Raw genomic sequence first — 21,706 nt, 5'->3', positions numbered from 1 at the left:
GGCGTAGAGCCATGCCCATGACCGATGCCTTCAAGCCGCCGCTCGACCTGTTGATCGCCGCCCCGCGCGGTTTCTGCGCCGGTGTCGACCGCGCCATCCGGATCGTCGAACTCGCTCTCGAAAAGCACGGCGCGCCGGTCTATGTCCGGCATGAGATCGTCCACAACAAGTTCGTCGTCGACAGCCTGAAGGCCAAGGGCGCGATCTTCGTCGAGGAGCTGGACGAGGTGCCCGCCAACGCACATGTCGTCTTTTCCGCGCATGGCGTGCCCAAATCGGTGCCTGCGGATGCCGAGAGCCGGGGCCTCGACTATCTCGACGCCACCTGCCCGCTCGTTTCGAAGGTTCATCGCCAGGCCGAACGGCTGGTCGAGATGGGCCGCCATATCGTCTTCATCGGCCATGCCGGACATCCCGAGGTCATCGGCACGTTCGGCCAGGTGCCGCAGGGTTCCATGTCGCTGATCGAGACGGTCGCCGATGTCGAGGCGTTCACGCCCACCGCCCCCGACAACCTCGCCTTCCTGACCCAGACCACCCTGTCGGTCGACGACACCGCCGCCACCATCGAGGCATTGCAGCGTCGTTTCCCCGACATCCTGGCCCCGCGCGGCGAGGACATCTGCTACGCCACCTCCAACCGCCAGGCCGCCGTCAAGGCGATCGCCGCCGAGTGCGACGCGGTGCTGGTGATCGGCGCGCCCAACTCGTCCAACTCGCTGCGGCTGGTCGAAGTGGCCGAGCGGGCGGGCAAGCGTGCGCAGCTGATCCAGCGCGCCGCCGATCTCGACTGGACGTTCCTCAACGGCGTGAAGACCTTGGGCCTGACCGCCGGGGCCTCCGCGCCCGAATTGCTGGTGCGCGAACTGGTCGATCGTCTCTCCGAGCGCTTTACCGTCAGCGAGCGCGAGGAAGAGACGACGCGCGAGACGATCGCCTTCAAGCTGCCGCGCGGGCTGGAAGCGGCCGCCTGATCCATGGCCGTCTATACGCAGGTTTCGGCCGAAGCGCTGTCGGCGTTTCTGGCACGCTATGACGCTGGGCAACTGATCTCCGCCAAGGGGATCGCGGAAGGCGTCGAGAACAGCAATTATCTGGTCGACACCACGACCGCACGGTTCATCCTGACGCTGTATGAAAAGCGCGTGGCGGCGGGCGACCTGCCCTTCTTCCTCGCGCTGCTCGATCATCTGGCGGCCAAGGGGCTGCCCGTGCCGCCCGCGATCAAGGACCGGCAGGGCGTCGAAATCCAGGAGCTGGCGGGCCGCCCCGCCTGTCTGATCCAGTTCCTGACCGGCGTGTCGCTGTCGCACCCGACCCCGGCGCAGGCGCTGGCGGCGGCGGAGGCGATGGGGGCGATGCACCGCGCGGTGGCGGATTTCCCGCTGAACCGCGCCAATTCGATGGGCCATGCCAGTTGGCGGCCGCTGTTCGAGCAATGCGGACGCGACCTCGACCGGATCGAGCCGGGCCTGCACGACGCGATGGGCGAAGCGCTGGACGCGGTGCTGGACGGCTGGGACGCGCAGGCGCTCGACGCTTGCGTCATCCATGCCGACCTGTTCCCCGACAATGTGCTGGTGCTGGGCGACCGGGTGACGGGGCTGATCGACTTCTATTTCGCCTGCACCGATTACCGGGTCTACGACCTGGCCGTCATGCATTCCGCCTGGAGCTTCGACGCCAGCGGCGAAACCTATGCCCCCGCCATCGGCGCGGCGCTGGTCGAAGGCTATGAACGCCACTTCCCGCTGACCGGGCAGGACCGTGCCGCCTTTGCGCGCCTCGCCATGGGCGCCTGCCTGCGCTTTGCCCTGTCGCGCGCCTGGGACTGGCTCAACACCCCCGCCGACGCGCTGGTGACGCGGAAAGACCCGCTCGCTTATTGGCGGCGCTATATCGCCTATCGCGACGGAAAGGCCGGACTGTGACGCCCCCAGTGACCCATGTCGAGATCGCCACCGACGGCGCGTGCAAGGGCAATCCCGGCCCCGGCGGCTGGGGCGCGCTGATCCGCTCGGGCGCGCATGAAAAGGAATTGTCCGGCGGCGAGGCGCTGACCACCAATAATCGCATGGAGCTGATGGCCGCGATCGAGGCGCTGAACGCCCTGAAGCGGCCTTGCGCCGTCACGCTCTCGACCGACAGCCGCTATGTGATGGACGGCCTGACCAAATGGATCCACGGCTGGAAGCGCAATGGCTGGCGCACGGCCGACAAGAAGCCGGTCAAGAACGCCGAACTCTGGCAAGCCCTGCTCGCCGCCGCCGAGCGGCACCAGATCGAATGGAAATGGGTGAAGGGCCATGCGGGCCACCCGGATAACGAGCGGGCCGACCGGCTGGCGAGTGACGCGGCGGATACGTTTCGGAAGTAACAATCCGCTCTGCAAATGACGAAAATCAGCAGCCAGGTCCATCCGACTGTCATGCGGTTCGCGCTATGCCCCATGGCGGAAAATAAAGGGAATCGCCTTGCTGATCGCCACTATCATTGCGACCGCCTTTGGGATCGGCGCCCCCGGCGAGGCGGCCCCTCCGCAGCCGTCAGTTCAACTTCAAGCTCTGCTCCGATCGTCTGGCTATCAGGGGAATATCCAGCGTCTGTTCTCCGCCTTGCCCGCCGATGTGTTCCAGCGCTGTCCTACGCTCGTTTCGCAAGGATCGACCGTAACCGTGCTCTCTCCGGTTCGATTTGCGCAGGATGGCTATCCCGTGTCGGGCGCATGGAAACAGAGTTTCCCCATCCGGGGATGCGGCAACGACACCAGCATCAACATATTCTTCCAAGGACAGGCTGACGAAAAGATCGCCAGCATCGTTGCCGTACCGGGCGACACCCACGCCGATCTGGCCCTGCAGCGGGACGCCTTGCGCTATGCATGGCTCGGCGCCAAAGCCGCCGCGCCGAACTGCGCTACACCGCATGCGCGGCATACCCGTTATGACGGCGTCGTCGACGCCGCGCACAAGTCGTGGCGCGAAAGCTGGATCATCGCGGCCTGTGGTCGGAATGTCGAAGTGCCTATCACCTTCACGCCCGACCCCACCGGCACCCGCATTACGGCGCAAATGCCCCGGCCGCTACGCTGACACGCCTTGTTCTGGTTCGTGGATCGGTACGATCGGGCCGTTCTTCGGCACCGCTTCGATGGCGTTGGGGGGCGCCTTGTTCTTCGCAATCGCAAAGCTGTGCGCCATGATGATCTCTACTTCGAAAAGGGCCATCATCCTCTAGCAGGGAACCGGTCCGCGCCATAACGCTCCGCATCCACCCCCTCAGGCATGTCCCCCTCTCCCAACAGCAGTGCGGCCGCCAGCGCCGCTGCGGCGGGTGCCGTCTGGATACCGAAGCCGCCCTGCCCTGCGCACCAGAAGAAGCCCGGCACGCGTCGATCGAATCCGTATACCGGCGCACGATCGGGGGCGAAGCTGCGCAGGCCCGCCCAGCGGCGCTCGACCGCCTCGACGCGCCAGTCGACCACCTTTTCCAGCCGGTCGATGGCGACCGCCACATCCCATTCTTCCGGCGCGATGTCGCACGGGACGCTCGGCGTCTCGTCATGCGGGGTCAGCCACAGGCGACCGCCCGCCTCGGGCTTGAAGTAGAAATTGCCCGCTATGTCGACGACATGCGGCAATCGTTCCGGCACAGGCGGATCGGTGCGCAGTTGCACCATCGTCCGGCGATAGGGGGTGATGCCGATCGGCGCGACACCCGCGAGCTTCGCCACGTCATCGGCCCAGGCGCCTGCCGCGTTGACCACCACCCTCGCCGAGAAGGAACCGGCGCGGGTTTCCAGATGCCAGACGCCGTCGCGTCGTTCGGCGGAAACCAGCCCGGCGTTGGTCCTGATCTCCGCCCCGGTCGCCTTGCCCGCCGCCAGATAATCGGCGTGAAGCGCGGCGACGTCGATATAGGCGCAGCTCGGCTCCCAGACGCCCTGCACCCATTCGGAGCGAAGGCCGGGGATGCGCGCCGCCGGATCGACGCGCGACAATTCCACCCCGCTCCCGGCGAAATCGGCGAGCAACCGTTCGACCCGCACCAAGTCCTCGGCGCGCCCGACATGCAGCGAGCCGAGCGGCGTCAGATACCCTCCCTCGCGCAGCGCGGGACCGGAGGCGGTGGTCAGCGGCTGCACCGCCGGACCGCCATAGGTTTCCGACCAGAAGGCAGCCGAGCGCCCCGTCGCATGGCGGCCGGGCATGTCCTCCGCCTCCAGCAGCACGACGCGCGCCCGCGTGCCGATCGCGGCGGCCAGGCTCGCCCCCGCCATGCCCGCGCCGACGATCGCGACGTCGTGGATCATGCCGCCACCCCGTCCAGAAAAGCGTCGATCGCCGCCAGGGCGCGCAGCCGCACCGGATCGACCTCGCGCAGCAGTTCATGCGCTGCTTCCGGCCCGAAACACTCGACCCGTGCGCCGATCCGTTTCGCGATGCCGATGGCCGCCCGGGGATCGACCAGCCGGTCCGCCTCGGCGATCAGCATCAGCGTGCGGACCTTCATTTGGTCGAGCCGGGGATCGCGGTTCAGCGCCCGGATCGAGCGCAAAGCGGAGGCCAACCAGCCCCAGCTCGGCGGGCCGAGCGCCAGTTCGGGCTGTTGGGTGTACCAATAGCCCTCATCCTCGAACCGCTCGACATCATGGGTCAGATTGCGCTGGCGCGTATGATGGCCGGGTCCTTGCTTGGCCTCCCAGATGCCGCGCTCGGCCCGGCCGAGCGCGTTCATCAGGCCGATGATCCCCGCACCCAGCAGCGCGCCGGTCGGCAGGCGCAGGCCCAGCATGGGCGCGACCAGGATCAGAGCGTCGGGATCGACCGCCCCCTCCACCACGGCGCGTAGAGCCAGATGGCCGCCCATCGAATGGCCCAGCAGGATATGCGGCAGTTCGCCCGCCGCATCCTCGACGCGCCACCCCGCCCAGAACGCACGCAAATCCTCGACCAGGATCGAGAAGTTGCCACCATGCCCGACATGCGGATCGGCCAGCAACCGCCCGGATCCCCCCTGCCCGCGCCAGTCGAACGCGGTGATGCTCCACCCTCGTGCGACCAGATGGGCGAAGACCTCGAGATATTTCTCGATCACATCGGCGCGGCCCGTCTGGAAAAGCAAGCGCCCACAGGGGGATTCCGCCGCCCAATCGAAACGCCGGTGTTCCCACCCGTCGGGCGCGTGCCAGCGCGACAGGGCGGAGGCGGCCGGAAAACTGCGGCGGAGGGACAGGGTATCGGTCATCCATGTCCCGGTTACGGTTTCGAAAGCCCCGCCGTCTAGAGCTTCATGCCATGGAATGGACCATATTGCGTATCGCGCTGCTCGTGGCGCTCGTCCTGCTGCTGGTCTCGGCGGGGATCGAGGATGCGCGCACCCGCGAGATCGCCGATCGCAAGAACATCGCCATCGCGCTGCTGGCCCCGCTCTGGTGGTGGACGAGTGGCCTGGCTGTCTGGCCGGACATGGCCGTGCAGATCGGGATCGCGCTGGCGGTGTTCCTGCTGTTCGCGCAGGCGTTCCGCATCGGGATGATGGGCGGCGGCGATGTGAAGATGATCGCGGCGATCGCGCTGTGGCTTCCGCTGCCGTCGCTGTTCCGCATGATGCTGGTCATGTCGATCGCGGGCGGCGCGGTCACGATCGCAATGCTGATCGGCCACCGCCTGCGCATTCGCAAGCCGGACGATTCGACCCTGGCGATCGAGGTTCCTTACGGCGTCGCCATCGCGATCGCCGCGCTCGTGATCCTCCAGGAACCGTTATTTAACCCCTTTCCGTCTACTTAACCAACCCAACGGACCGAGCAACGGGCTCGGTCGAGGCCGAAGAACGCAGGATGGACAGTCGCAAAGTGTTACTGCTGGTCGGGGCCCTGCTGATTGCGGGGATCACCGCCCTATTCGCTCGAACCGTCACATCCGGTAGCAGCGTTCCCGAGGCTCACGCCGTGGCAGCGCCGGTCGCGCCGCAGGCCGAGATACTGGTGGCGACCCGCACCCTGCCGGTCGGCACGATCATCGATCCCACCGCGCTGAAATTCCAGCCCTGGCCCAAGGACATGCTGGCTGGCGCCTATTATGTCAAAGGTCAGGCCGATATCGCCAAGTTGCAGGGCACCGTGCTGCGCTATGCGATCACTGCGGGTCAGCCGCTGACCCAGGGCGCGGTGGTGAGCCCTGGCGATCGCGGTTTCCTGGCCGCGGCGCTGACGCCGGGAATGCGCGCCGTGACCGTGCCGGTGTCGGCGCAAACGGCGGTGGCGGGCTTCGTCTTTCCCGGCGACCGGATCGACATGGTCTTGACCCAGGACGTCGCGGGCGGCGGCGACGGCCCCCCGCTCAAGGTGTCGGAGACGATCCTGCGCAATATCCGCGTCCTGGCGACCGACCAACGCACCGACAATCAGGCGGCCGACGACGGCAAGACGCCGGTGCATACCTTTACCACCGTCACCGTCGAGGCGACGCCCAAAATGGCCGAACAACTCGCGGTCGCGCAGACGGTCGGCACCCTGTCGCTGTCGCTGCGCGCGCTGGCCGAGCGCCCGGCCGACCTGCGTACCGGAGGCGATACGTTCGCCGCTGCGCAGCCGATGGTCGACCATGCCTCCTATGTCACCGGGGCCGACGTGTCTCGTTATCAGCGGCGTACCGTCCCCGGTCGCCAGGATGGCTCCGTACCCAGTCACGGGTCCATAGCCATGCCGAGCGGTGCGCCGGCCATGACTGCAGGGATGGGCACCGCCGCCCAGGCGATGCGCAGCCTGTCCGAAAGCGCGGGCGTACGGGTCGCAAGGGGGGGGCCATCCGCCGCCGCGTCCGTACCGAGCGCCATGACCATGGGGGGTGGGAATTGACCATGTCGCTCCGATCGATGCGTTCGCGCACGCCCCGCACCTCTGCCGTCCTGCTGCTGCTGGCGCCGCTTCTGTTCGCCCCCGCGCCCGCGCGGTCGGCCCCGTTCGGGCCGGGCGATGCGGCCCCGGCCAGCGATGGTTCGGGTGCGCTGGAGATCAATACCGGACGCGCGCGGCTGATTACGCTGCCCCGGCCGATGACCGACCTGTTCGTCGCCGATGACAGCATCGCCGACGTGCAGGTCCGTTCCCCGACCCAGCTCTATATTTTCGGCAAGAAGCCCGGCGAGACGACCGTGTCGGCCACGGCGCGCGGCGGGGCCGTCGTTTATGCCGCGACGGTCCGTATCGGCAACAATCTCGATTCGATCGGGCGGATGCTGAAGCTGGCCATGCCCGAGGCGCAGATCGTCGCCACCCCGATGAACGGCCTGATCCTGCTGACCGGCACCATCGCCTCGCCCGACGATGCCGCCGAGGCCGAGCGATTGGTCCAGGCCTATGTCGGCAAGGACACCCGGATCATCAGCCGTTTGAAGACCGCGACCCCGCTCCAGGTCAATCTTCAGGTCCGCATCGCGGAGGTGAACCGCAGCTTCGTCAAGCAGATCGGCGTCAACCTGCTCAACCGCGACTCCAATTCCAGCGGCTTCGTGTTCGGCATCGCCTCGGGGCGCAATCCGGGTAGCATTACCAACGTCACCAATGCCGCCGGTGCCGTGACCGGCACCCAATATACGTTCAACCCCGGCGCCCAGCGCACGACGCTGGGCCTGGGCGGGCGCGTGCTGGGCATGGACCTGCTCAGCGCGATCGATCTGGGCGAGACCTTGGGTCAGGTATCGACGCTCGCCAATCCCAATCTGACCGCGCTGTCCGGCGAGACCGCCACATTCCTGGCGGGCGGCGAGATTCCCATTCCGCTGGCCAGCGGCTTCGGCGCGGTGTCGGTCGAATATAAGCAATATGGCGTCAGCCTATCCTATACGCCGACGGTGCTGTCGGACGGACGCATCTCACTGCGCGTCCGGCCGGAAGTATCGCAACTCTCATCGCTGGGCGCCGTCACGATCAGCGGAACGTCGATCCCCGCACTGACCACCCGGCGCGCCGAAACCACGCTGGAGCTGGGTTCGGGCCAAAGCATGATGATCGGCGGGCTGTTGGCCAACTCGCGTGACAATTCGATCGAGAAGACCCCGTGGCTGGGCGACCTGCCGCTGATCGGCTCGCTGTTCCGCTCCAACGCCTTCAAGCGGAACGAAACCGAGCTGGTCATCATCATCACCCCCTATCTGGTGAAGCCGGTCAATTCCCCCTCGGACATAGCGCTGCCGACCGACGGGATGCGATCGCCGAACGATGCCGAGCGGGTGCTGCTGGGGCGGATGGGAAGCGGCGACGCGAAGCCGCGCGCCGTCCCGACTCTGGCCTCGCCGGTGCAGGGCCGCCCGATGGCTGCCGGGGTCGCCACCGGGCTCCCCGCCGCGTCCACGCCGCCCAACCGCAGGACCATGCCGACACCGGGCTTTTCCGAATGACCGTTTGCCTAAGGATATTGCGCCCCATGCGTCGTTCCCCACTCCTCCTGATGCCACTCGGCCTGGTGCTGATGACCGCAGGCTGCATGGGCGCCGGTCAGCCTGGGCTGGAGTCCGCCCATCAGCCGGTCGTGTCGCAGACCGACTATGTGCTGGACCTCGCACTGTCGGGCAGTCGTCTGGCGGCGGATGAGGATCGGCGGCTCGACGGCTGGGCGCGCAATCTTCGGCTGGGCTATGGCGACCGCGTCGCCGTGGAGGATCCGGCAGGCGAAGGGGCGGCGGCCTATCGCGAGGTGGCGAACGTCGTCGGCCGTTATGGCCTGTTGCTCGGTCAGGCCTCGTCGATCGCGCGCAGCCCGGTCGCCCCCTCGACCATCCGCGTGGTCGTAACCCGCGCCCGCGCGGTCGTGCCGGGCTGTCCCGATCTGCGCAGCGACACCTCGCCCGATGTGGAGGGCATGACTTCCTCCAACCATGGCTGCGCGGTCAATCGCAACCTGGCCGCGATGGTGGCGAACCCGACCGACCTGGTCCAGGGCGTCGGCGGTTCCGCCACCAGCGACACGGATACGGGCACACGCGGGGTCAAGGCCTTGCGCGCCGCGCCGCCGACGGGCCGTGGTGGCACCGTGCTGCGCGATCCCAACAGCAGCCAGAACGGCGGCGGCGCTCCGGCCGGTGGTGTGGGAGGCCTGCAGTGAACGCCCCCTGGAAGCCCGCCATGCTGACCGTCCGGGAGCCGTTCCTGGCCTTTGTCAGCGACGACTGGACGGCAGAGGCGATCCGCCCGCTGGTGGCCGAACAGGGTTGGTCGGTCGACAAGGTCACGAAGGGTGGCCTGCCCGGTGCGATCCAGTCGCTGTCGGTGTCGGCCAGCCCCCAGATCCTGCTCGTCGACCTGACCGACATCGCCGACCCCGTGGCCCAGATCAACAATCTGGCCGAGGTCTGCGAGCCCGGCACGATCGTCATCGCGGTCGGTCCGGTCAACGACGTGCGGCTGTACCGCTCGCTGATGGCGAGCGGGCTGCACGACTATCTGCTGAAGCCGATCAACGCCGACCAGTTGCGTGACACGATCGGCCAGGCGCGCACCATCCTCCATGCCCCCCGCGCCCCGGACATGACCCCGGAAAAGGCGCCATGCAGCGTCGCGGTGGTCGGCGTGCGTGGCGGCGTGGGCGCATCGACCGTCGCCACTTCGCTCGGCTGGCTGATGGCGGACCGGCTGGACCGGACGACCGCGCTGCTCGACCTCGACGTCCATTTCGGCACCGCCGCGCTGGCGCTGGACCTGGAGCCGGGGCGCGGACTGGTCGATGCGATCGACAATCCCAGCCGCATCGACGGGCTGTTCCTCGAACGCGCCATGGTCAAGGCGTCCGAAAAGCTGGCGATCCTGTCGGCCGAAGCGCCGATCAGCGCCCCGATCCTGACCGACGGCCTCGCCTTCGCGCAGTTGCAGGACGAGATGCGCCTCAATTTCGAGACGACGATCGTCGACCTGCCGCGCGGCATGATGATCCAGCAGCCGATGTTGGTGGCGACCGCGCAGACCATCGTGCTGGTCACCGAACTGACCCTGGCCGCCGCGCGCGACACGATCCGTCTGCTTGCCTGGATCAGGACCCATGCCCCCCAGGCGACCGTCCTGACGCTCGCCAATCGGGTACAGCCGCCCGCGCAGAGCGAAATAGCGCAAAGCGATTTCGAAGGGTCGATCGAGCGTCCGGTCGACTTCGCCGTGCCCTATGACCCCAAGCTGGTGGTCCAGGCTGCCAAGGTCGGCAAGCCTATCGCCGATCTGGGCCGAACGTCGCGCACCATCGCCCCGCTCATCGAGCTGACGCAGCGCCTTTGCGCCTCGGCCGAACTCGGCGGGGCCGCCATACCCGCGCGACGCGGGCTGCTCGACCGCTTCGACCTGAAGTCGCTGCTGACCAAGCGGACACGGGCCGACTGACGGCATGTCGAACGCGACGACCCTGATCCTGGCTCTCGGCGTCTTTCTGACGCTGATGCTGACCATGGCAGCGTTTTCCGCCCCCGGCCGGTCCCGCGGCCAGACGCGGCGGCTGGCGGGACTGCGCGGCCGCGTCGCACTCGATGTCGGCAAGCCGATGGAGGCGGTCGCCGCTTCGCGCGGTATCGCGCTGGCCGGGGACACGCGGATGGACAAGGCATTCGCTCGCCTGCTCCCCAACCCGGCGAAGCTGGCGACGCGGCTGGATCGCACCGGGCGCGACTGGACCGTCGGCCAATATGGGATGGCGAGCGCGGGGCTGGCGTTCGGCCTTCTGATCCTGTTCATGATCCTTGGCCTGTCCTTCTTCAGCGCGCTGCTGCTCGGCGTCCTGCTCGGGCTCTGGATGCCGCATATCATCGTCGGGCGAATGATTGCCAAACGGTGCAACAAGTTCGTCATCCGCTTTCCCGATGCCATCGACCTGCTCGTCCGCGGCCTGCGCTCGGGCCTGCCGGTCTCCGAGACGATGGCGGTCGTTGCACTGGAGATTCCCGGCCCGGTGGGCGAGGAATTCCGTGCCGTCACCGACCGGATGCGGATCGGCCGCAGCATGGACGCCGCGCTTCAGGATACTGCGGACCGGCTCGATATTGCCGAATTCCGCTTCTTCGTCATCGCCATCGCCATCCAGCGCGAAACCGGCGGCAACCTGGCCGAGACGCTGGCCAACCTCGCCGAGGTGTTGCGCAAGCGCGCGCAGATGAAGCTGAAGATCAAGGCGATGTCGTCCGAATCCAAGGCGTCGGCCTATATTATCGGCGTCCTGCCCTTTGCCGTCTTCGGCATGATCTGGATGATAAACCAGCCCTATATGGCGCGCTTCTTCGTCGATCCGCGCCTGATGCTGGTCGGGGCGGCAGGCTTCGCATGGATGGGCCTGGGCGCTTTCATCATGTCCCGCATGATCAGTTTCGAGATCTGAATGACCAGTCCCGCGTCCGCCGTTCTTACCCTTGATCCCGCGTCGCTGGCCGCACTGCTCTGGGGCATCTGCGTCTTCGCGCTGCTGGTCGCGGGCTATGCCGTGATCGGCACGCGCGACCCGATGGCTCGCCGGGTCCGCGCGCTCAACGAGAGGCGCGAACTACTCAAGGCCGGGATCGACAGCGCGCCCAAGCGTCGCGCGCAACTGATCGACCGCGCCACGCTGCTGGAGCGGATGCGCGCGGTCCTGAGCACCTTCAAGATGCTCCAGGACGAACAGGTCAAGGCGATCCAGATTCGCTTGCTTCAGGCGGGTATCCGTTCGAAGGAAATGGCGGTCGCGGTGATTTTCGGGCGGCTGGCCCTGCCGATCGTGCTGGGCGGCACCATGGCCCTATGGGTCTATGGCACCGAGGACTTCGCCGACTGGAGCGGTTTCAGCCGCTACATGATCGTCGCCGGCACGCTGGTCCTGTCCTACAAGGCGCCCGATCTGGCGCTCAAGAACCAGGTCGACAAGCGGACCGCCGCGATCCGCAAGGGGTTGCCCGATGCGCTGGACCTGATGGTCATCTGTGCGGAAGCGGGCCTGACCGTCGACGCCGCCTTTGCCCGCGTCGCCCGCGAGTTGCGCCGCGCCTATCCCGAACTGGGCGATGAGTTCCAGCTGACGTCGGTGGAACTCGGCTTCCTGACCGACCGGCGCCAGGCGCTGGAGAATCTTGCCATGAGGGTCAATCTGGAGTCGTTGCGCGGGGTCGTCACCACGATGATCCAGACCGAGAAATACGGGACGCCACTCGCCAGCGCGCTTCGCGTGCTTTCGGCCGAGTTCCGCCACGAACGCATGATGCGCGCCGAGGAAAAGGCCGCGCGGCTGCCCGCGATCATGACGGTGCCGCTGATCCTGTTCATCCTGCCGGTGCTGTTCGTCGTGATCCTGGGGCCAGCCGCCTGCTCGATCAAGGATACGTTGATCGCGGGGCAATAGACCCCGCCTTCGCAACCAGCATCCAATCCAGTCGTTGATCGGTCGTAACAGACATATTCAACAGGATGGGATCGACGCGATGCTGTTCACTTCGACGACGCAGTTCGCCGTGCTGGGGCTGGTCCTTATCGCGGGTTGGCTCTTCGGGCTGGCAAGCCATCCGGGCGGCCGCAAATGGCGCACCCGCTATTCCACCGAGCGTGACGCCCATGCCGCGCAGGTCAAGGATACCGAGGCCAAGCTGTCAGCGGCACAGGCCCGCATCGCCGAGCTGGAGCGTGAGAACCAGCGGCTTGCGAACGCCCAGCCGGTTGCGGCGGCCCCGGTGGTGGAGCGGGCTGCGTACCGTCCGGTCGCGGCGAGTGCCGCACGTCCGGCCTATCCGGCCGGCGCGCGTCGCGGGTGGTTCGACTTCGGGAACCGGGTGACGACACACGGGTGATGGTTTTCGTCGGGTGGGCTCGGTGAGACACCCTGCCCTCCCCCATCCCCTCCCGCCTGCGGGAGGGGCGTGCCAAGTGGAATCGTCGAGCGTTTAAAGCGGCCTACGGCTCTTCAGGAAGCGGAACGGTTGCCCAGTAACGCTCCCCTCCCGCAAGCAAGTTTCAGGCCGGTCATGCCCCCGGCATGACCTAAACGATGCGGGGCATCGTTTACCTGAAACTGGATGGGGAGGGAAAGTGGCCGGGCGAAACCTAGCCACATCCCTCCCCCAAAATCACCGTGCCTTCAACGCCGCCTGCGCCGCCGCGAGCCGCGCGATCGGCACGCGGTAGGGGCTGGCCGAGACATAATCCAACCCGACGGTCTCACAAAAGGCGATCGACGCCGGATCGCCGCCATGCTCGCCGCAGATGCCCAGCTTGATGCCGGGCCGCGTCGCCCGGCCGCGCTCGGCCGCCAGGCTGACCAGCTCGCCCACGCCATCGACATCCAGGCTGACGAACGGGTCCTTGGCGTAGATGCCCTTCTCGACATAGACGCCCAGGAAGCGCGCGGCATCGTCGCGGCTGACGCCCAGCGTGGTCTGGGTCAGGTCGTTGGTACCGAAGGAGAAGAACTCGCCCACCTCGGCGATCTCGCCCGCCTTCAGCGCGGCGCGCGGCAATTCGATCATGGTGCCGACCAGATACTCGACCGTTTTGCCCCGCTCGGCGAAGACGGCCTGTGCGGCCTTGTCGACCACCGCCTTCATCAGCTCCAGCTCGCGCCGCGTGGCGACCAGAGGGATCATGACCTCGGGAATCGGCGCCTCGCCGGACTTCTCCGCGACGTCGAGCGCCGCCTCGAAGATGGCGCGCGCCTGGATCTCGTAGATTTCCGGGTACGTCACGCCCAGGCGACAACCACGATGGCCGAGCATCGGGTTGAACTCGTGCAGCTCGTTCGCCCGGCGCTTCAGCGTATCGACATCGACGCCCGCCGCCGTCGCGACTTCGGCGAACTCGGCTTCCTGCTGCGGCAGGAACTCGTGCAGCGGCGGGTCGAGCAGGCGGACCGTTACCGGTAGGCCCGCCATCACCTCGAAGATCGCGGTGAAGTCGGCGCGCTGTTCGGGGAGCAGCTTGGCGAGCGCGGCGCGGCGGCCCGCTTCATCCGAGGCCAGGATCATCTGGCGCACCGCGGTGATCCGTGCCGAATCGAAGAACATATGCTCGGTGCGGCACAGGCCGACACCCTCCGCGCCGAACTCGCGCGCGGTGCGGCAGTCGAGCGGGGTTTCCGCATTCGCGCGCACCTTCAGACGCCGGACCTGATCGGCCCATTCCATCAGCGTGGCGAAATCGCCCGCCAGCTCGGGCTGCACGGTCGCGACCGCACCAACCATCACCTCGCCGGTCGAACCGTCAAGCGTCAGGATGTCGCCCTCGCGAACCTCGCGGCTACCCACACGCAGCAGCTTCGCCTTGTTGTCGATCGACAGCGAGCCCGCGCCTGAGACGCAGGGCCGCCCCATGCCGCGCGCCACGACCGCCGCGTGGCTGGTCATGCCGCCACGCGCGGTCAGGATGCCCTTCGCCGCGTGCATCCCGTGAATATCCTCGGGGCTGGTTTCGACACGGACCAGGATCACCGCCTCGCCCGCCGCCGCCGCGCGCTCGGCGGCATCGGCGTCGAACACCACCTTGCCCGAAGCCGCACCCGGGCTCGCGGGCAAGCCCTTGGTCAGCACGTCGCGCTTGGCATCGGGGTCAAGCGTCGGGTGGAGCAGCTGGTCGAGCGCCGCCGGATCGACTCGCGCGATCGCTTCCTCGCGGGTGATGAGGCCCTCATTCGCCATATCGACCGCGATCTTCAGCGCCGCCTTGGCGGTGCGCTTGCCCGAGCGGGTCTGGAGCATCCAGAGCTTGGCCTGTTCGACCGTGAACTCGATGTCCTGCATGTCGCGGTAATGCGTTTCGAGCTGGTCGAACACGGCGGCCAGCTCGGCATAGACCTCGGGCATCGCCTCTTCCATCGAGGCGGGCTTGGCGTTCGCTTCCTCGCGCGCGGCCTTGGTCAGGTACTGCGGCGTGCGGATGCCCGCCACCACGTCCTCACCCTGCGCATTGATCAGGAACTCGCCATAATAGGCGCGGTCGCCCTTGGAAGGATCGCGCGTGAAGGCCACGCCGGTCGCCGAGGTGTCGCCCATATTGCCGAAGACCATCGCCTGCACGTTGACGGCGGTGCCCCAGTCGGCGGGAATGTCGTTCAGGCGGCGATAGACCTTGGCGCGTTCGGACTGCCACGACCCGAACACCGCGCCGACCGCGCCCCAGAGCTGGTCGTGCACGTCCTGCGGGAAGGGCTTGCCCCATTGCTCCTCGACCAGGCGCTTATAGGTCGTGACCAGCGTCTTCCAGTCCTCGGCCGACATCTCGGTATCGAGGGTGAAGCCGTTATCCTCCTTGGCGATCTCCAGCGCTTCCTCGAAAGCGCCGTGATCCAGCTCCAGGACGACATCGGCATACATCTGGATGAAGCGGCGATAGCTGTCCCAGGCGAAACGCTCGTCGCCCGCCTTCTTCGCCAGCCCTTCGACGGTTTCATCGTTCAGGCCCAGGTTCAGCACCGTGTCCATCATGCCCGGCATCGACACCCGCGCGCCCGAACGGACCGAAACCAGCAGCGGGTTTTCCGGATCGCCGAAGCGCTTTTCCGTCACCGCCTCGATATGCGCGATGCCGTCCGCGACCTCGTCGCGCAACTCCTGCGGAAACTGCTCGCCATCCTCATAATAGCGGGTGCACATCGCGGTCGAGATGGTGAAGCCCGGTGGCACGGGCAGCCCGATCGAGGCCATTTCGGCGAGATTGGCGCCCTTCCCGCCGAGAAGGTTCTTGTCCCCCTTGCCGCCGTCCGAAACGCCGCCGCCGAAACGGTACACATAGGTCATCGGTTCGATCCTTTACTGGTCGTCACGTCCGACGCCCTGGGGACACAGGCGTCGGTGTACATAAGGCGATATTGCCGGAGGGGAAGACAGGAACGTCGCAACGTCGTTTCCCGATCCGGCTCAATTCATCCCTCGATCCGGGAGAAATCCGCCACCGTATGGACGGCGGCCCGCACCCGCGCGAGCAGCGCGAGGCGCGCGGTCCGCTTGGCCGGATCGGCGTCGTTGACGGTGACATCGTCGAAGAACCGGTCGATCGGCGCGCGAAGCGAGGCGAGCGCGGCCATCGCGGCCTCGAAATCCTCGGCCCTCACCGCCTCGGCCGCCTTGGGCTCGGCCGCATCGAGCGCGGCGATCAGATCGGCCTCGGCGGGCTCGAGCGTATAGGTCGGCGCGGTCCAGCTCTGGTCGCCCTCGACGCCTTCCTTCTTCAGGATATTCGCGGCGCGCTTGTACCCGGCGAGCAGGTTGGTGCCGTCGTCGGTAGTGACGAAGGCTTGCAGCGCATGGACGCGCGAAAGAAGGCGAACCATATCCGACTCTCCTCCCAACGCAAAGACGGCGTCGATCAGGTCATGCCGAACACCAGCTTCCCGCTGCTGCACCTTCAATCGGTCGATAAAAAAGGCGATGACACCATCAACGTCAGGCACAGACAGCCCTGGCAATTGCACCTGCCCCAAGACGTCTCTCAATCTAAATCGTAATTTGTTTACAATGATTGTGCGGATGACACCAAGGGCTGCGCGACGCAACCCAAATGGATCTTTCGACCCGGTAGGCTTTTCTCCAATCGAAAAGAAAGCCAATATCGTATCAAGCTTATCTGCAATCGATACAGCTATAGCAATCGGTCCATTGGGAACGTCATCGCTCGCTCCAACTGGCTTGTAGTGATTGCGAATGGCATCTGCGACTTGAGGGTCTTCGCCCTGAGCATTAGCATAATATCCACCCATTATGCCTTGCAGCTCGGGAAATTCCCCGACCATACCACTTCCCAAGTCATTCTTGGAAAGTTTCGCTGCGGTCTCGATAAGGCGAATCTGATCACCTTCCGAAAGCGTGCTCAAGGGTTCAATCTTGGGACCATTTGAGAATATTTTGGACTGCTCAACTAGCAAACGACCAATCCAAGCCACGCGCTCGGCTTTACCGCCCATGTCACCCAGCTTTTCATGGAATATCAAACGCCCAAGCTTAGACCCTAAATTTTGCAGGCCCGCTTTCAGGTCCGTCTCGTAGAAGAAGCGCGCGTCGGACAGGCGGGCGGCGAGTACCTTGCCATTGCCTTCGACGATCTTCGCGCCGCCATCGGTCGCCTCGATATTGGCGGTGCAGACGAACGCGTTGGCCAGCTTGCCGTTACCATCGCGGCAGACGAAATATTTCTGGTTCACCCGCGCGGTCAGCTGGATGACTTCGGGCGGCACCTCGAGGAAAGCCTCATCGAAGCGGCCGAGCAGCGGCACCGGCCATTCGGTCAGCCCGGCATTCTCAGCAACCAGCCCTTCATCCTCGACCAGTTCCAGCCCGGCCTCGGCGGCCAGCGCCGAGGCGCGCGCACGGATGATCGCGGCGCGCTCGTCCTGATCGACCAGCACCTTGGCGGCGCGCAACTGCGCGACATAGGTGTCCGCGCCGGTCAGCAGAATCTCGGCAGGCGCATGGAAGCGGTGGCCGCGCGTGACATTGCCGCTGGTGATCCCGGCGACCTCGAACGGCACCACCTCGCCGCCGAACAGAGCGACGATCGCGTGCAGCGGGCGTACCCAGCGCATCGACTCGGTCGAGGCGGACTCCGCGCCCCAGCGCATCGACTTGGGCCAGGGGAAGGCGCGGACGATCGCCGGGATCGCCTCGGCCAGCACTTGCGCTGTCGCACGACCGGGCTTTTCGGTGATCGCGAAGAGCACGCCGTCACGCTCGGTCAGCTGTTCGCGCGTCAGCCCGGTCTTGCGCAGGAAGCCCTCGAGCGCCTGCGGCGGCGCCGACGCACGCGGCCCCTTCACTTCCTCCGACACCGCCTCGGTCGCGGGCGGAAGGCCACGCGCGATCAGCGCCAGACGGCGGGGACCGGCATAGGTGACGATCTCACCCGCCGACAGCCCGGCCTTGGCCAGTTCGGCGGCGAAGAGCTTGGCGAGATTCTCCCGCGCCCCCGCCTGCATCCGGGCGGGGATTTCTTCGGAGCGAAGTTCGAGCAGAAAATCGGTCATCACGCGGCCCAGCCGTTCTTGTCCATCCAGGCGCCGCACGCGCCCTTCGCCAGATCGCGGACGCGGCCCATATAGGCCTGGCGCTCCGCCACCGAGATCACGCCGCGCGCCTGCAGCAGGTTGAAGGTGTGGCTGGCCTTGATCGCCTGTTCATAGGCGGGGATGGGCAGCTTTGCCTCCAGACAGCGCTCGCACTCGGCCGCCGCCTTGCGGAAAGCGTCGAACAGCGTGTCGGTATCGGCGATCTCGAAGTTCCAGGTCGACATCTGCTTCTCGTTTTCGAGAAACACGTCGCCGTAACTCACGCCCGCATCGTTGAAGCGCAGGTCGTACACATTGTCGACGTCCTGGATGTACATGGCCAGCCGTTCGAGCCCGTAGGTCAGCTCGCCCGCGACCGGCTTCATGTCGTATCCGCCCATCTGCTGGAAATAGGTGAACTGCGTCACCTCCATCCCGTCGCACCAGACTTCCCAGCCGAGGCCCCAGGCACCCAGCGTCGGGCTTTCCCAGTCATCCTCGACGAAGCGGATGTCGTGCTTGGTCATGTCCACGCCGATCGCCGCCAGACTGCCCAGATACAGGTCCTGCAAGTCGGCGGGCGAGGGCTTCAGGATCACCTGATATTGGTAATAATGCTGAAGCCGGTTCGGGTTCTCGCCATAGCGGCCGTCGGTCGGGCGGCGGCAAGGCTGGACGAAGGCGGCGTTCCACGAGTCCGGCCCCAGCGCGCGCAGCGTGGTCGCGGGGTGAAAGGTGCCCGCCCCCATTTCCATGTCATAAGGTTGCAGGATCACGCATCCCCGCTCGCTCCAATAATCATGGAGGGTGAGGATCATGCGCTGGAAGGAAAGGGGTCCCTCCGGGGTGCCGTTTCGGGTCTGCATAATGGCGCAGGCTTTGGCGGATGCCCCCTTCGCGGTCAAGGCGAGCGGCCATGCCTCTGACGCCCGCTAGTCAGCCACCCATGATATTTTGTCAGGTGTTATTGACAATATCGCGGCTCACTGTCACTTTGTCATGGTCACCTGACATTACGTCATGCACGAGTGACAAGGGAGGTTGGCCATGCAAGAGGAGGTGGACATGAAAAATCGCCTCAAGGTGCTGCGCGCCGAACGCAATTGGAGCCAGGCGGAGCTGGCCGGCAGGCTGGACGTGTCGCGGCAAGCCGTGAACGCCATCGAAACCGGGAAATACGACCCCTCGCTGCCGCTCGCCTTCCGCATCGGCCGCCTGTTCGAATTGCCCATCGAGGAGATTTTCGATGACGAGCATCATGGTGAGTGAGGGCGACACCCGCTGGGGCGAGGTCGCGATCGTGATCGGCATGGCCTTTTCCTGCATCGGGGTGCGGTCATGAGCCGCCGCCTGACCCGCGCGGTCATCGGCAGCGGCATCGCGGTGTCGTTGCTCGGCTGGGGTGCCGGACGGATGGGCGACATCACGTTCCATACGCTCCGCCCGAACCTGCAGGACGCTACCGTCGCCACCCACAAGGTCGCGATGCCCAGATTTTCCGTCCGTCTTTCCATCGAGGTGCGACCATGGCCATGAAATCTTCGCGCATCACCAAGGGGCCGAGCGAGCGCGCCAATCGCAGGCTGGTCGCCCTTTCGGGCGCTGTCGGCGGCGTTGTCGGCCTGGCCATGGCCATCGTCGCGATCCTGTCCACCCCGGCAGGGGTAAAGCCCAGCGCTTCCCATATGTGGACAGCGCCGCTGCCGCTCTGGTTCGCGATCCTCATGGCCGTGATCTGGGGCGTCGTCGTGCCGATCATTTCCTGGCGCTGGCACCGAGTCGTCGACGAGCATGAAAGCCGCGCTTATCGCGACGGCGCCTTGGCGGCCTTTTACGTCGTGGGCCTGGGCGCTCCGGTCTGGTGGTTCCTGTGGCGCGGCGGCGTGTTGCCTGCCCTTCAGGTTGAATGGGTTTACGGCGCGCTGATGGCCACGTGCGGCATCGTCTGGATGTGGCGCAAATACGTCTGATCTTCCCTTCCTTTTCCGAAAGTCCGATCCCATGAAGACGATCATGAAAGCCGCCCTCACCTCGCTCGCGCTCATGCTGGCGCTGCCTGCCTGTGCGCAGAGCAAGCCCGCACCGAACCCCAATGACGCCGACCCTGCGCTCTGGGTGGTCAAGGATGCCGACACCACCATCTATCTGTTCGGCACCATCCATGTGCTGAAGCCCGGCCTGTCCTGGTTCGACGAGGCGGTGAAGACCGCGTTCGACAAGTCCGACCAGCTGATGCTGGAGATGGTCCAGCCCGACCAGGCGACGATGCAGCAGATCGTGCTGAAGAACGGCATCATCACCAGCGGCCCTACCCTGACCGAGCAGCTGCCCGCCGACAAGCGTGGTGCCTATCTGAAGGCGGTGACCGATGCGGGCCTGCCGCCCCAGGCGTTCGACCGGATGAAGCCGTGGCTGGCGGGTGTCACCCTGTCGATCGCGCCGATCCAGAAGCTGGGCTACGATCCCAAGAACGGACCCGAAACGGTGCTGGCCGACGCGGCCAAGGCGGCGAACAAGCCGGTCGCGGGGCTGGAGACCGCCGAGCAGCAGATCGGCTATTTCAACGGCCTGTCGCAAAAGGCACAGATCGACTTCCTGACCTCGACGGTCGAGGATCTGCCCAAGGCGGGCGAGGAAATGGCCGAGATGGTCGACGAATGGGCCAAGGGCGATCCCGATGCGCTGGCCAAGACGATGAACGACAGCCTGAAGGACTCGCCCGAGGTCGCCAAGACTTTGCTGACCGACCGCAACGCGCGCTGGGCGACGTGGATCAAGGAGCGGATGGCCAAGCCCGGCACCGTCTTCATCGCGGTGGGTGCCGGCCACTTGGCGGGCAATGACAGCGTCCAGGCGCAACTCGCCAAGCAGGGGATCAAGGCCGAGCGTATCGCCTATTGATCGCGCGCGGCGGCACCGGCCTTGTCTTTCAGGGCCTTTGCCGCTATGCGCCGCCGCTTCCGGTCATGGTCATCCCTGGAGGCGTGGTCGGAAACCTATATCCATTTTGTTTCGGAGTTACTGGAATGAGCGACACCCTTACGCTCGCCGCCGAGACGCGCGATCAGGTTGGCAAGGGAGCCTCCCGTTCGCTGCGTCGTGAAGGCCGCGTCCCCGCCGTGATCTATGGCCAGAACAAGGCCGCCGCGTCGATCCATCTCGAGGAGAAGGCCCTCGTCAAGGCGCTGATGACCGGCCATTTCTTCACCTCGGTCATCATGGTGGACGGCCAGCGCACGCTGGCGAAGGACGTCGCGTTCCATCCGGTTACCGACCGCCCGCTGCACGTCGACTTCGTGCGGATCGGCGAGCATGAGACCGTCACGGTTGCCGTGCCCGTCGTGTTCACCGACGAAGACCAGAGCGGCATCAAGCAGGGCGGCGTGCTGAACGTCACCCGTCACGAGATCGAGCTGGTCGTCGACGCCGCCAACATCCCGACCGAAATCAGCATCTCGCTGAAGGGTCGCGCGGTGGGCGATTCGATCCACATCTCGGACGTGAAGCTGCCCAAGGGCGCCCAGCCCGCGATCGACGACCGCGACTTCGCGATCGCCACCATCGTTCCGCCGACGGTCCCGACCGCCGCGGACGAAGCGGCCGACGCCGACGCGGCTGCCGAAGGTTCGGAAGAGGCCTGATCCGGCCTCGCTTCGCCCAACCGGGCCAAGCGAACGAAATCAGGGCAGGTGGCGGAAACGCCCCTGCCCTTTTTCGTGCCTCCCCAAGCGGTGCTTAGC

23 protein-coding genes are annotated in these 21,706 nt (G+C 66.2%); 17 read left to right on the top strand and 6 right to left on the bottom strand.

The annotated features are described in order from the left end of the window. Positions 1-17 precede the first annotated feature (17 nt). The 4 genes from ispH (at position 18) to GGR45_RS03645 (ending at position 3,092) form a co-directional block, all read left to right on the top strand. Positions 18-974, top strand: a complete 957-nt coding sequence (gene ispH / locus GGR45_RS03660) for a 4-hydroxy-3-methylbut-2-enyl diphosphate reductase (RefSeq protein ID WP_175312802.1) — start codon at positions 18-20, stop codon at positions 972-974. Positions 975-977: 3 nt separating this feature from the next. Further along, positions 978-1,931, top strand: coding sequence for a homoserine kinase (gene thrB, locus GGR45_RS03655; RefSeq protein ID WP_175312801.1), 954 nt, complete (start codon positions 978-980; stop codon positions 1,929-1,931). After that, positions 1,928-2,377 carry a ribonuclease HI gene (rnhA, locus tag GGR45_RS03650; protein WP_285138871.1) on the top strand — a complete coding sequence of 150 codons (450 nt, stop codon included), beginning with the start codon at positions 1,928-1,930 and terminating at the stop codon, positions 2,375-2,377. Before thrB ends, rnhA begins: the two co-directional genes overlap by 4 nt. A 97-nt stretch (positions 2,378-2,474) precedes the next feature. Beyond that, complete coding sequence (locus GGR45_RS03645) at positions 2,475-3,092, top strand: hypothetical protein (protein WP_175312800.1); 618 nt, start codon at positions 2,475-2,477, stop codon at positions 3,090-3,092. Here the strand turns inward: GGR45_RS03645 and GGR45_RS03640 are convergent. The 3 genes from GGR45_RS03640 to GGR45_RS03630 are packed head-to-tail and all read right to left on the bottom strand — an operon-like array spanning position 3,084 to position 5,247. Further along, a complete protein-coding gene (locus tag GGR45_RS03640) occupies positions 3,084-3,227 on the bottom strand; it encodes a hypothetical protein (protein ID WP_175312799.1) in 144 nt (47 codons plus the stop codon). The genes GGR45_RS03645 and GGR45_RS03640 overlap by 9 nt on opposite strands. Further along, complete coding sequence (locus tag GGR45_RS03635; protein WP_175312798.1) at positions 3,227-4,312, bottom strand: NAD(P)/FAD-dependent oxidoreductase; 1,086 nt, start codon at positions 4,310-4,312, stop codon at positions 3,227-3,229. The genes GGR45_RS03640 and GGR45_RS03635 overlap by 1 nt, the downstream gene beginning before the upstream one ends. Continuing rightward, entirely contained in the window at positions 4,309-5,247 is a 939-nt protein-coding gene (locus GGR45_RS03630; RefSeq protein WP_175312797.1) for an alpha/beta fold hydrolase, read from the bottom strand. Before GGR45_RS03630 ends, GGR45_RS03635 begins: the two co-directional genes overlap by 4 nt. Before the next feature lie 50 nt (positions 5,248-5,297). Here GGR45_RS03630 and GGR45_RS03625 point away from each other — a divergent pair, with 50 nt between their 5' ends. The 8 genes from GGR45_RS03625 (at position 5,298) to GGR45_RS03590 (ending at position 12,789) form a co-directional block, all read left to right on the top strand. After that, positions 5,298-5,792 (top strand): A24 family peptidase, encoded by a 495-nt coding sequence (locus tag GGR45_RS03625; protein WP_175312796.1) that lies wholly within the window; start codon positions 5,298-5,300, stop codon positions 5,790-5,792. Positions 5,793-5,842: 50 nt separating this feature from the next. After that, on the top strand, positions 5,843-6,862 hold the full coding sequence (cpaB, locus tag GGR45_RS03620; protein WP_175312795.1) for a Flp pilus assembly protein CpaB: 1,020 nt from the start codon (positions 5,843-5,845) through the stop codon (positions 6,860-6,862). Between the two features lie 2 nt (positions 6,863-6,864). After that, positions 6,865-8,403, top strand: a complete 1,539-nt coding sequence (locus tag GGR45_RS03615; protein ID WP_246358034.1) for a type II and III secretion system protein family protein — start codon at positions 6,865-6,867, stop codon at positions 8,401-8,403. Between the two features lie 26 nt (positions 8,404-8,429). Further along, the gene (locus GGR45_RS03610) at positions 8,430-9,107 is read left to right on the top strand and encodes a CpaD family pilus assembly lipoprotein (protein ID WP_175312794.1); all 678 of its coding nucleotides are present in this window, start codon (positions 8,430-8,432) and stop codon (positions 9,105-9,107) included. Beyond that, a complete protein-coding gene (locus tag GGR45_RS03605; RefSeq protein ID WP_175312793.1) occupies positions 9,104-10,369 on the top strand; it encodes a CpaE/TadZ family protein in 1,266 nt (421 codons plus the stop codon). The genes GGR45_RS03610 and GGR45_RS03605 overlap by 4 nt, the downstream gene beginning before the upstream one ends. 4 nt (positions 10,370-10,373) lie before the next feature. Continuing rightward, on the top strand, positions 10,374-11,354 hold the full coding sequence (locus GGR45_RS03600) for a type II secretion system F family protein (RefSeq protein ID WP_175312792.1): 981 nt from the start codon (positions 10,374-10,376) through the stop codon (positions 11,352-11,354). Next, positions 11,355-12,347: a type II secretion system F family protein gene (locus GGR45_RS03595; protein ID WP_175312791.1), complete on the top strand. Its 993-nt coding sequence runs from the start codon at positions 11,355-11,357 to the stop codon at positions 12,345-12,347. Positions 12,348-12,426: 79 nt separating this feature from the next. Further along, positions 12,427-12,789, top strand: a complete 363-nt coding sequence (locus tag GGR45_RS03590) for a hypothetical protein (protein ID WP_175312790.1) — start codon at positions 12,427-12,429, stop codon at positions 12,787-12,789. Between the two features lie 276 nt (positions 12,790-13,065). On the opposite strand, the gene ppdK is transcribed toward GGR45_RS03590, so the two are convergent. The 3 genes from ppdK to GGR45_RS03575 all read right to left on the bottom strand — a co-directional run bounded on the left by ppdK (position 13,066) and on the right by GGR45_RS03575 (position 18,784). Next, a complete protein-coding gene (gene ppdK, locus GGR45_RS03585) occupies positions 13,066-15,726 on the bottom strand; it encodes a pyruvate, phosphate dikinase (RefSeq protein ID WP_175312789.1) in 2,661 nt (886 codons plus the stop codon). A gap of 125 nt (positions 15,727-15,851) precedes the next feature. Continuing rightward, entirely contained in the window at positions 15,852-17,945 is a 2,094-nt protein-coding gene (gene glyS / locus GGR45_RS03580; RefSeq protein WP_175312788.1) for a glycine--tRNA ligase subunit beta, read from the bottom strand. Next, positions 17,945-18,784, bottom strand: a complete 840-nt coding sequence (locus tag GGR45_RS03575) for a glycine--tRNA ligase subunit alpha (protein WP_175312787.1) — start codon at positions 18,782-18,784, stop codon at positions 17,945-17,947. The genes glyS and GGR45_RS03575 overlap by 1 nt, the downstream gene beginning before the upstream one ends. 247 nt (positions 18,785-19,031) lie before the next feature. On the opposite strand from GGR45_RS03575, the gene GGR45_RS03570 reads away from it, so the two are divergent. The 5 genes from GGR45_RS03570 (at position 19,032) to GGR45_RS03550 (ending at position 21,607) form a co-directional block, all read left to right on the top strand. Next, entirely contained in the window at positions 19,032-19,235 is a 204-nt protein-coding gene (locus GGR45_RS03570) for a helix-turn-helix transcriptional regulator (RefSeq protein WP_175312786.1), read from the top strand. A 69-nt stretch (positions 19,236-19,304) separates the two neighbouring features. Next, on the top strand, positions 19,305-19,502 hold the full coding sequence (locus GGR45_RS03565) for a hypothetical protein (protein ID WP_175312785.1): 198 nt from the start codon (positions 19,305-19,307) through the stop codon (positions 19,500-19,502). Further along, positions 19,493-19,936 (top strand): hypothetical protein, encoded by a 444-nt coding sequence (locus tag GGR45_RS03560; protein ID WP_175312784.1) that lies wholly within the window; start codon positions 19,493-19,495, stop codon positions 19,934-19,936. The genes GGR45_RS03565 and GGR45_RS03560 overlap by 10 nt, the downstream gene beginning before the upstream one ends. A gap of 31 nt (positions 19,937-19,967) precedes the next feature. Then, positions 19,968-20,867 (top strand): TraB/GumN family protein, encoded by a 900-nt coding sequence (locus GGR45_RS03555; protein WP_175312783.1) that lies wholly within the window; start codon positions 19,968-19,970, stop codon positions 20,865-20,867. 125 nt (positions 20,868-20,992) lie between these two features. Then, positions 20,993-21,607, top strand: a complete 615-nt coding sequence (locus tag GGR45_RS03550; RefSeq protein ID WP_175312782.1) for a 50S ribosomal protein L25/general stress protein Ctc — start codon at positions 20,993-20,995, stop codon at positions 21,605-21,607. Positions 21,608-21,706 lie beyond the last annotated feature (99 nt).

The sequence above is a fragment of the Sphingomonas zeae genome, from assembly GCF_014197135.1.
GTDB classification, from domain to species: Bacteria; Pseudomonadota; Alphaproteobacteria; order Sphingomonadales; family Sphingomonadaceae; genus Sphingomonas; species Sphingomonas zeae.
Note: the sequence above shows the minus strand (reverse complement) of the source record. Positions and strands in the feature narration are given on the sequence as shown.

Bases quoted from the DNA above. Each gene is read 5' to 3' on its own strand.
- ispH (WP_175312802.1), top strand. From the start codon at position 18: ATGACCGATGCCTTCAAGCCGCCGCTCGACCTGTTGATCGCCGCCCCG.
- thrB (WP_175312801.1), top strand. From the start codon at position 978: ATGGCCGTCTATACGCAGGTTTCGGCCGAAGCGCTGTCGGCGTTTCTG.
- GGR45_RS03640 (WP_175312799.1), bottom strand. From the start codon at position 3,227: ATGGCCCTTTTCGAAGTAGAGATCATCATGGCGCACAGCTTTGCGATT.
- GGR45_RS03635 (WP_175312798.1), bottom strand. From the start codon at position 4,312: ATGATCCACGACGTCGCGATCGTCGGCGCGGGCATGGCGGGGGCGAGC.
- GGR45_RS03630 (WP_175312797.1), bottom strand. From the start codon at position 5,247: ATGACCGATACCCTGTCCCTCCGCCGCAGTTTTCCGGCCGCCTCCGCC.
- GGR45_RS03625 (WP_175312796.1), top strand. From the start codon at position 5,298: ATGGAATGGACCATATTGCGTATCGCGCTGCTCGTGGCGCTCGTCCTG.
- cpaB (WP_175312795.1), top strand. From the start codon at position 5,843: ATGGACAGTCGCAAAGTGTTACTGCTGGTCGGGGCCCTGCTGATTGCG.
- GGR45_RS03615 (WP_246358034.1), top strand. From the start codon at position 6,865: ATGTCGCTCCGATCGATGCGTTCGCGCACGCCCCGCACCTCTGCCGTC.
- GGR45_RS03610 (WP_175312794.1), top strand. From the start codon at position 8,430: ATGCGTCGTTCCCCACTCCTCCTGATGCCACTCGGCCTGGTGCTGATG.
- GGR45_RS03600 (WP_175312792.1), top strand. From the start codon at position 10,374: ATGTCGAACGCGACGACCCTGATCCTGGCTCTCGGCGTCTTTCTGACG.
- GGR45_RS03595 (WP_175312791.1), top strand. From the start codon at position 11,355: ATGACCAGTCCCGCGTCCGCCGTTCTTACCCTTGATCCCGCGTCGCTG.
- GGR45_RS03590 (WP_175312790.1), top strand. From the start codon at position 12,427: ATGCTGTTCACTTCGACGACGCAGTTCGCCGTGCTGGGGCTGGTCCTT.
- ppdK (WP_175312789.1), bottom strand. From the start codon at position 15,726: ATGACCTATGTGTACCGTTTCGGCGGCGGCGTTTCGGACGGCGGCAAG.
- glyS (WP_175312788.1), bottom strand. From the start codon at position 17,945: ATGACCGATTTTCTGCTCGAACTTCGCTCCGAAGAAATCCCCGCCCGG.
- GGR45_RS03575 (WP_175312787.1), bottom strand. From the start codon at position 18,784: ATGATCCTCACCCTCCATGATTATTGGAGCGAGCGGGGATGCGTGATC.
- GGR45_RS03570 (WP_175312786.1), top strand. From the start codon at position 19,032: ATGAAAAATCGCCTCAAGGTGCTGCGCGCCGAACGCAATTGGAGCCAG.
- GGR45_RS03565 (WP_175312785.1), top strand. From the start codon at position 19,305: ATGAGCCGCCGCCTGACCCGCGCGGTCATCGGCAGCGGCATCGCGGTG.
- GGR45_RS03560 (WP_175312784.1), top strand. From the start codon at position 19,493: ATGGCCATGAAATCTTCGCGCATCACCAAGGGGCCGAGCGAGCGCGCC.
- GGR45_RS03555 (WP_175312783.1), top strand. From the start codon at position 19,968: ATGAAGACGATCATGAAAGCCGCCCTCACCTCGCTCGCGCTCATGCTG.
- GGR45_RS03550 (WP_175312782.1), top strand. From the start codon at position 20,993: ATGAGCGACACCCTTACGCTCGCCGCCGAGACGCGCGATCAGGTTGGC.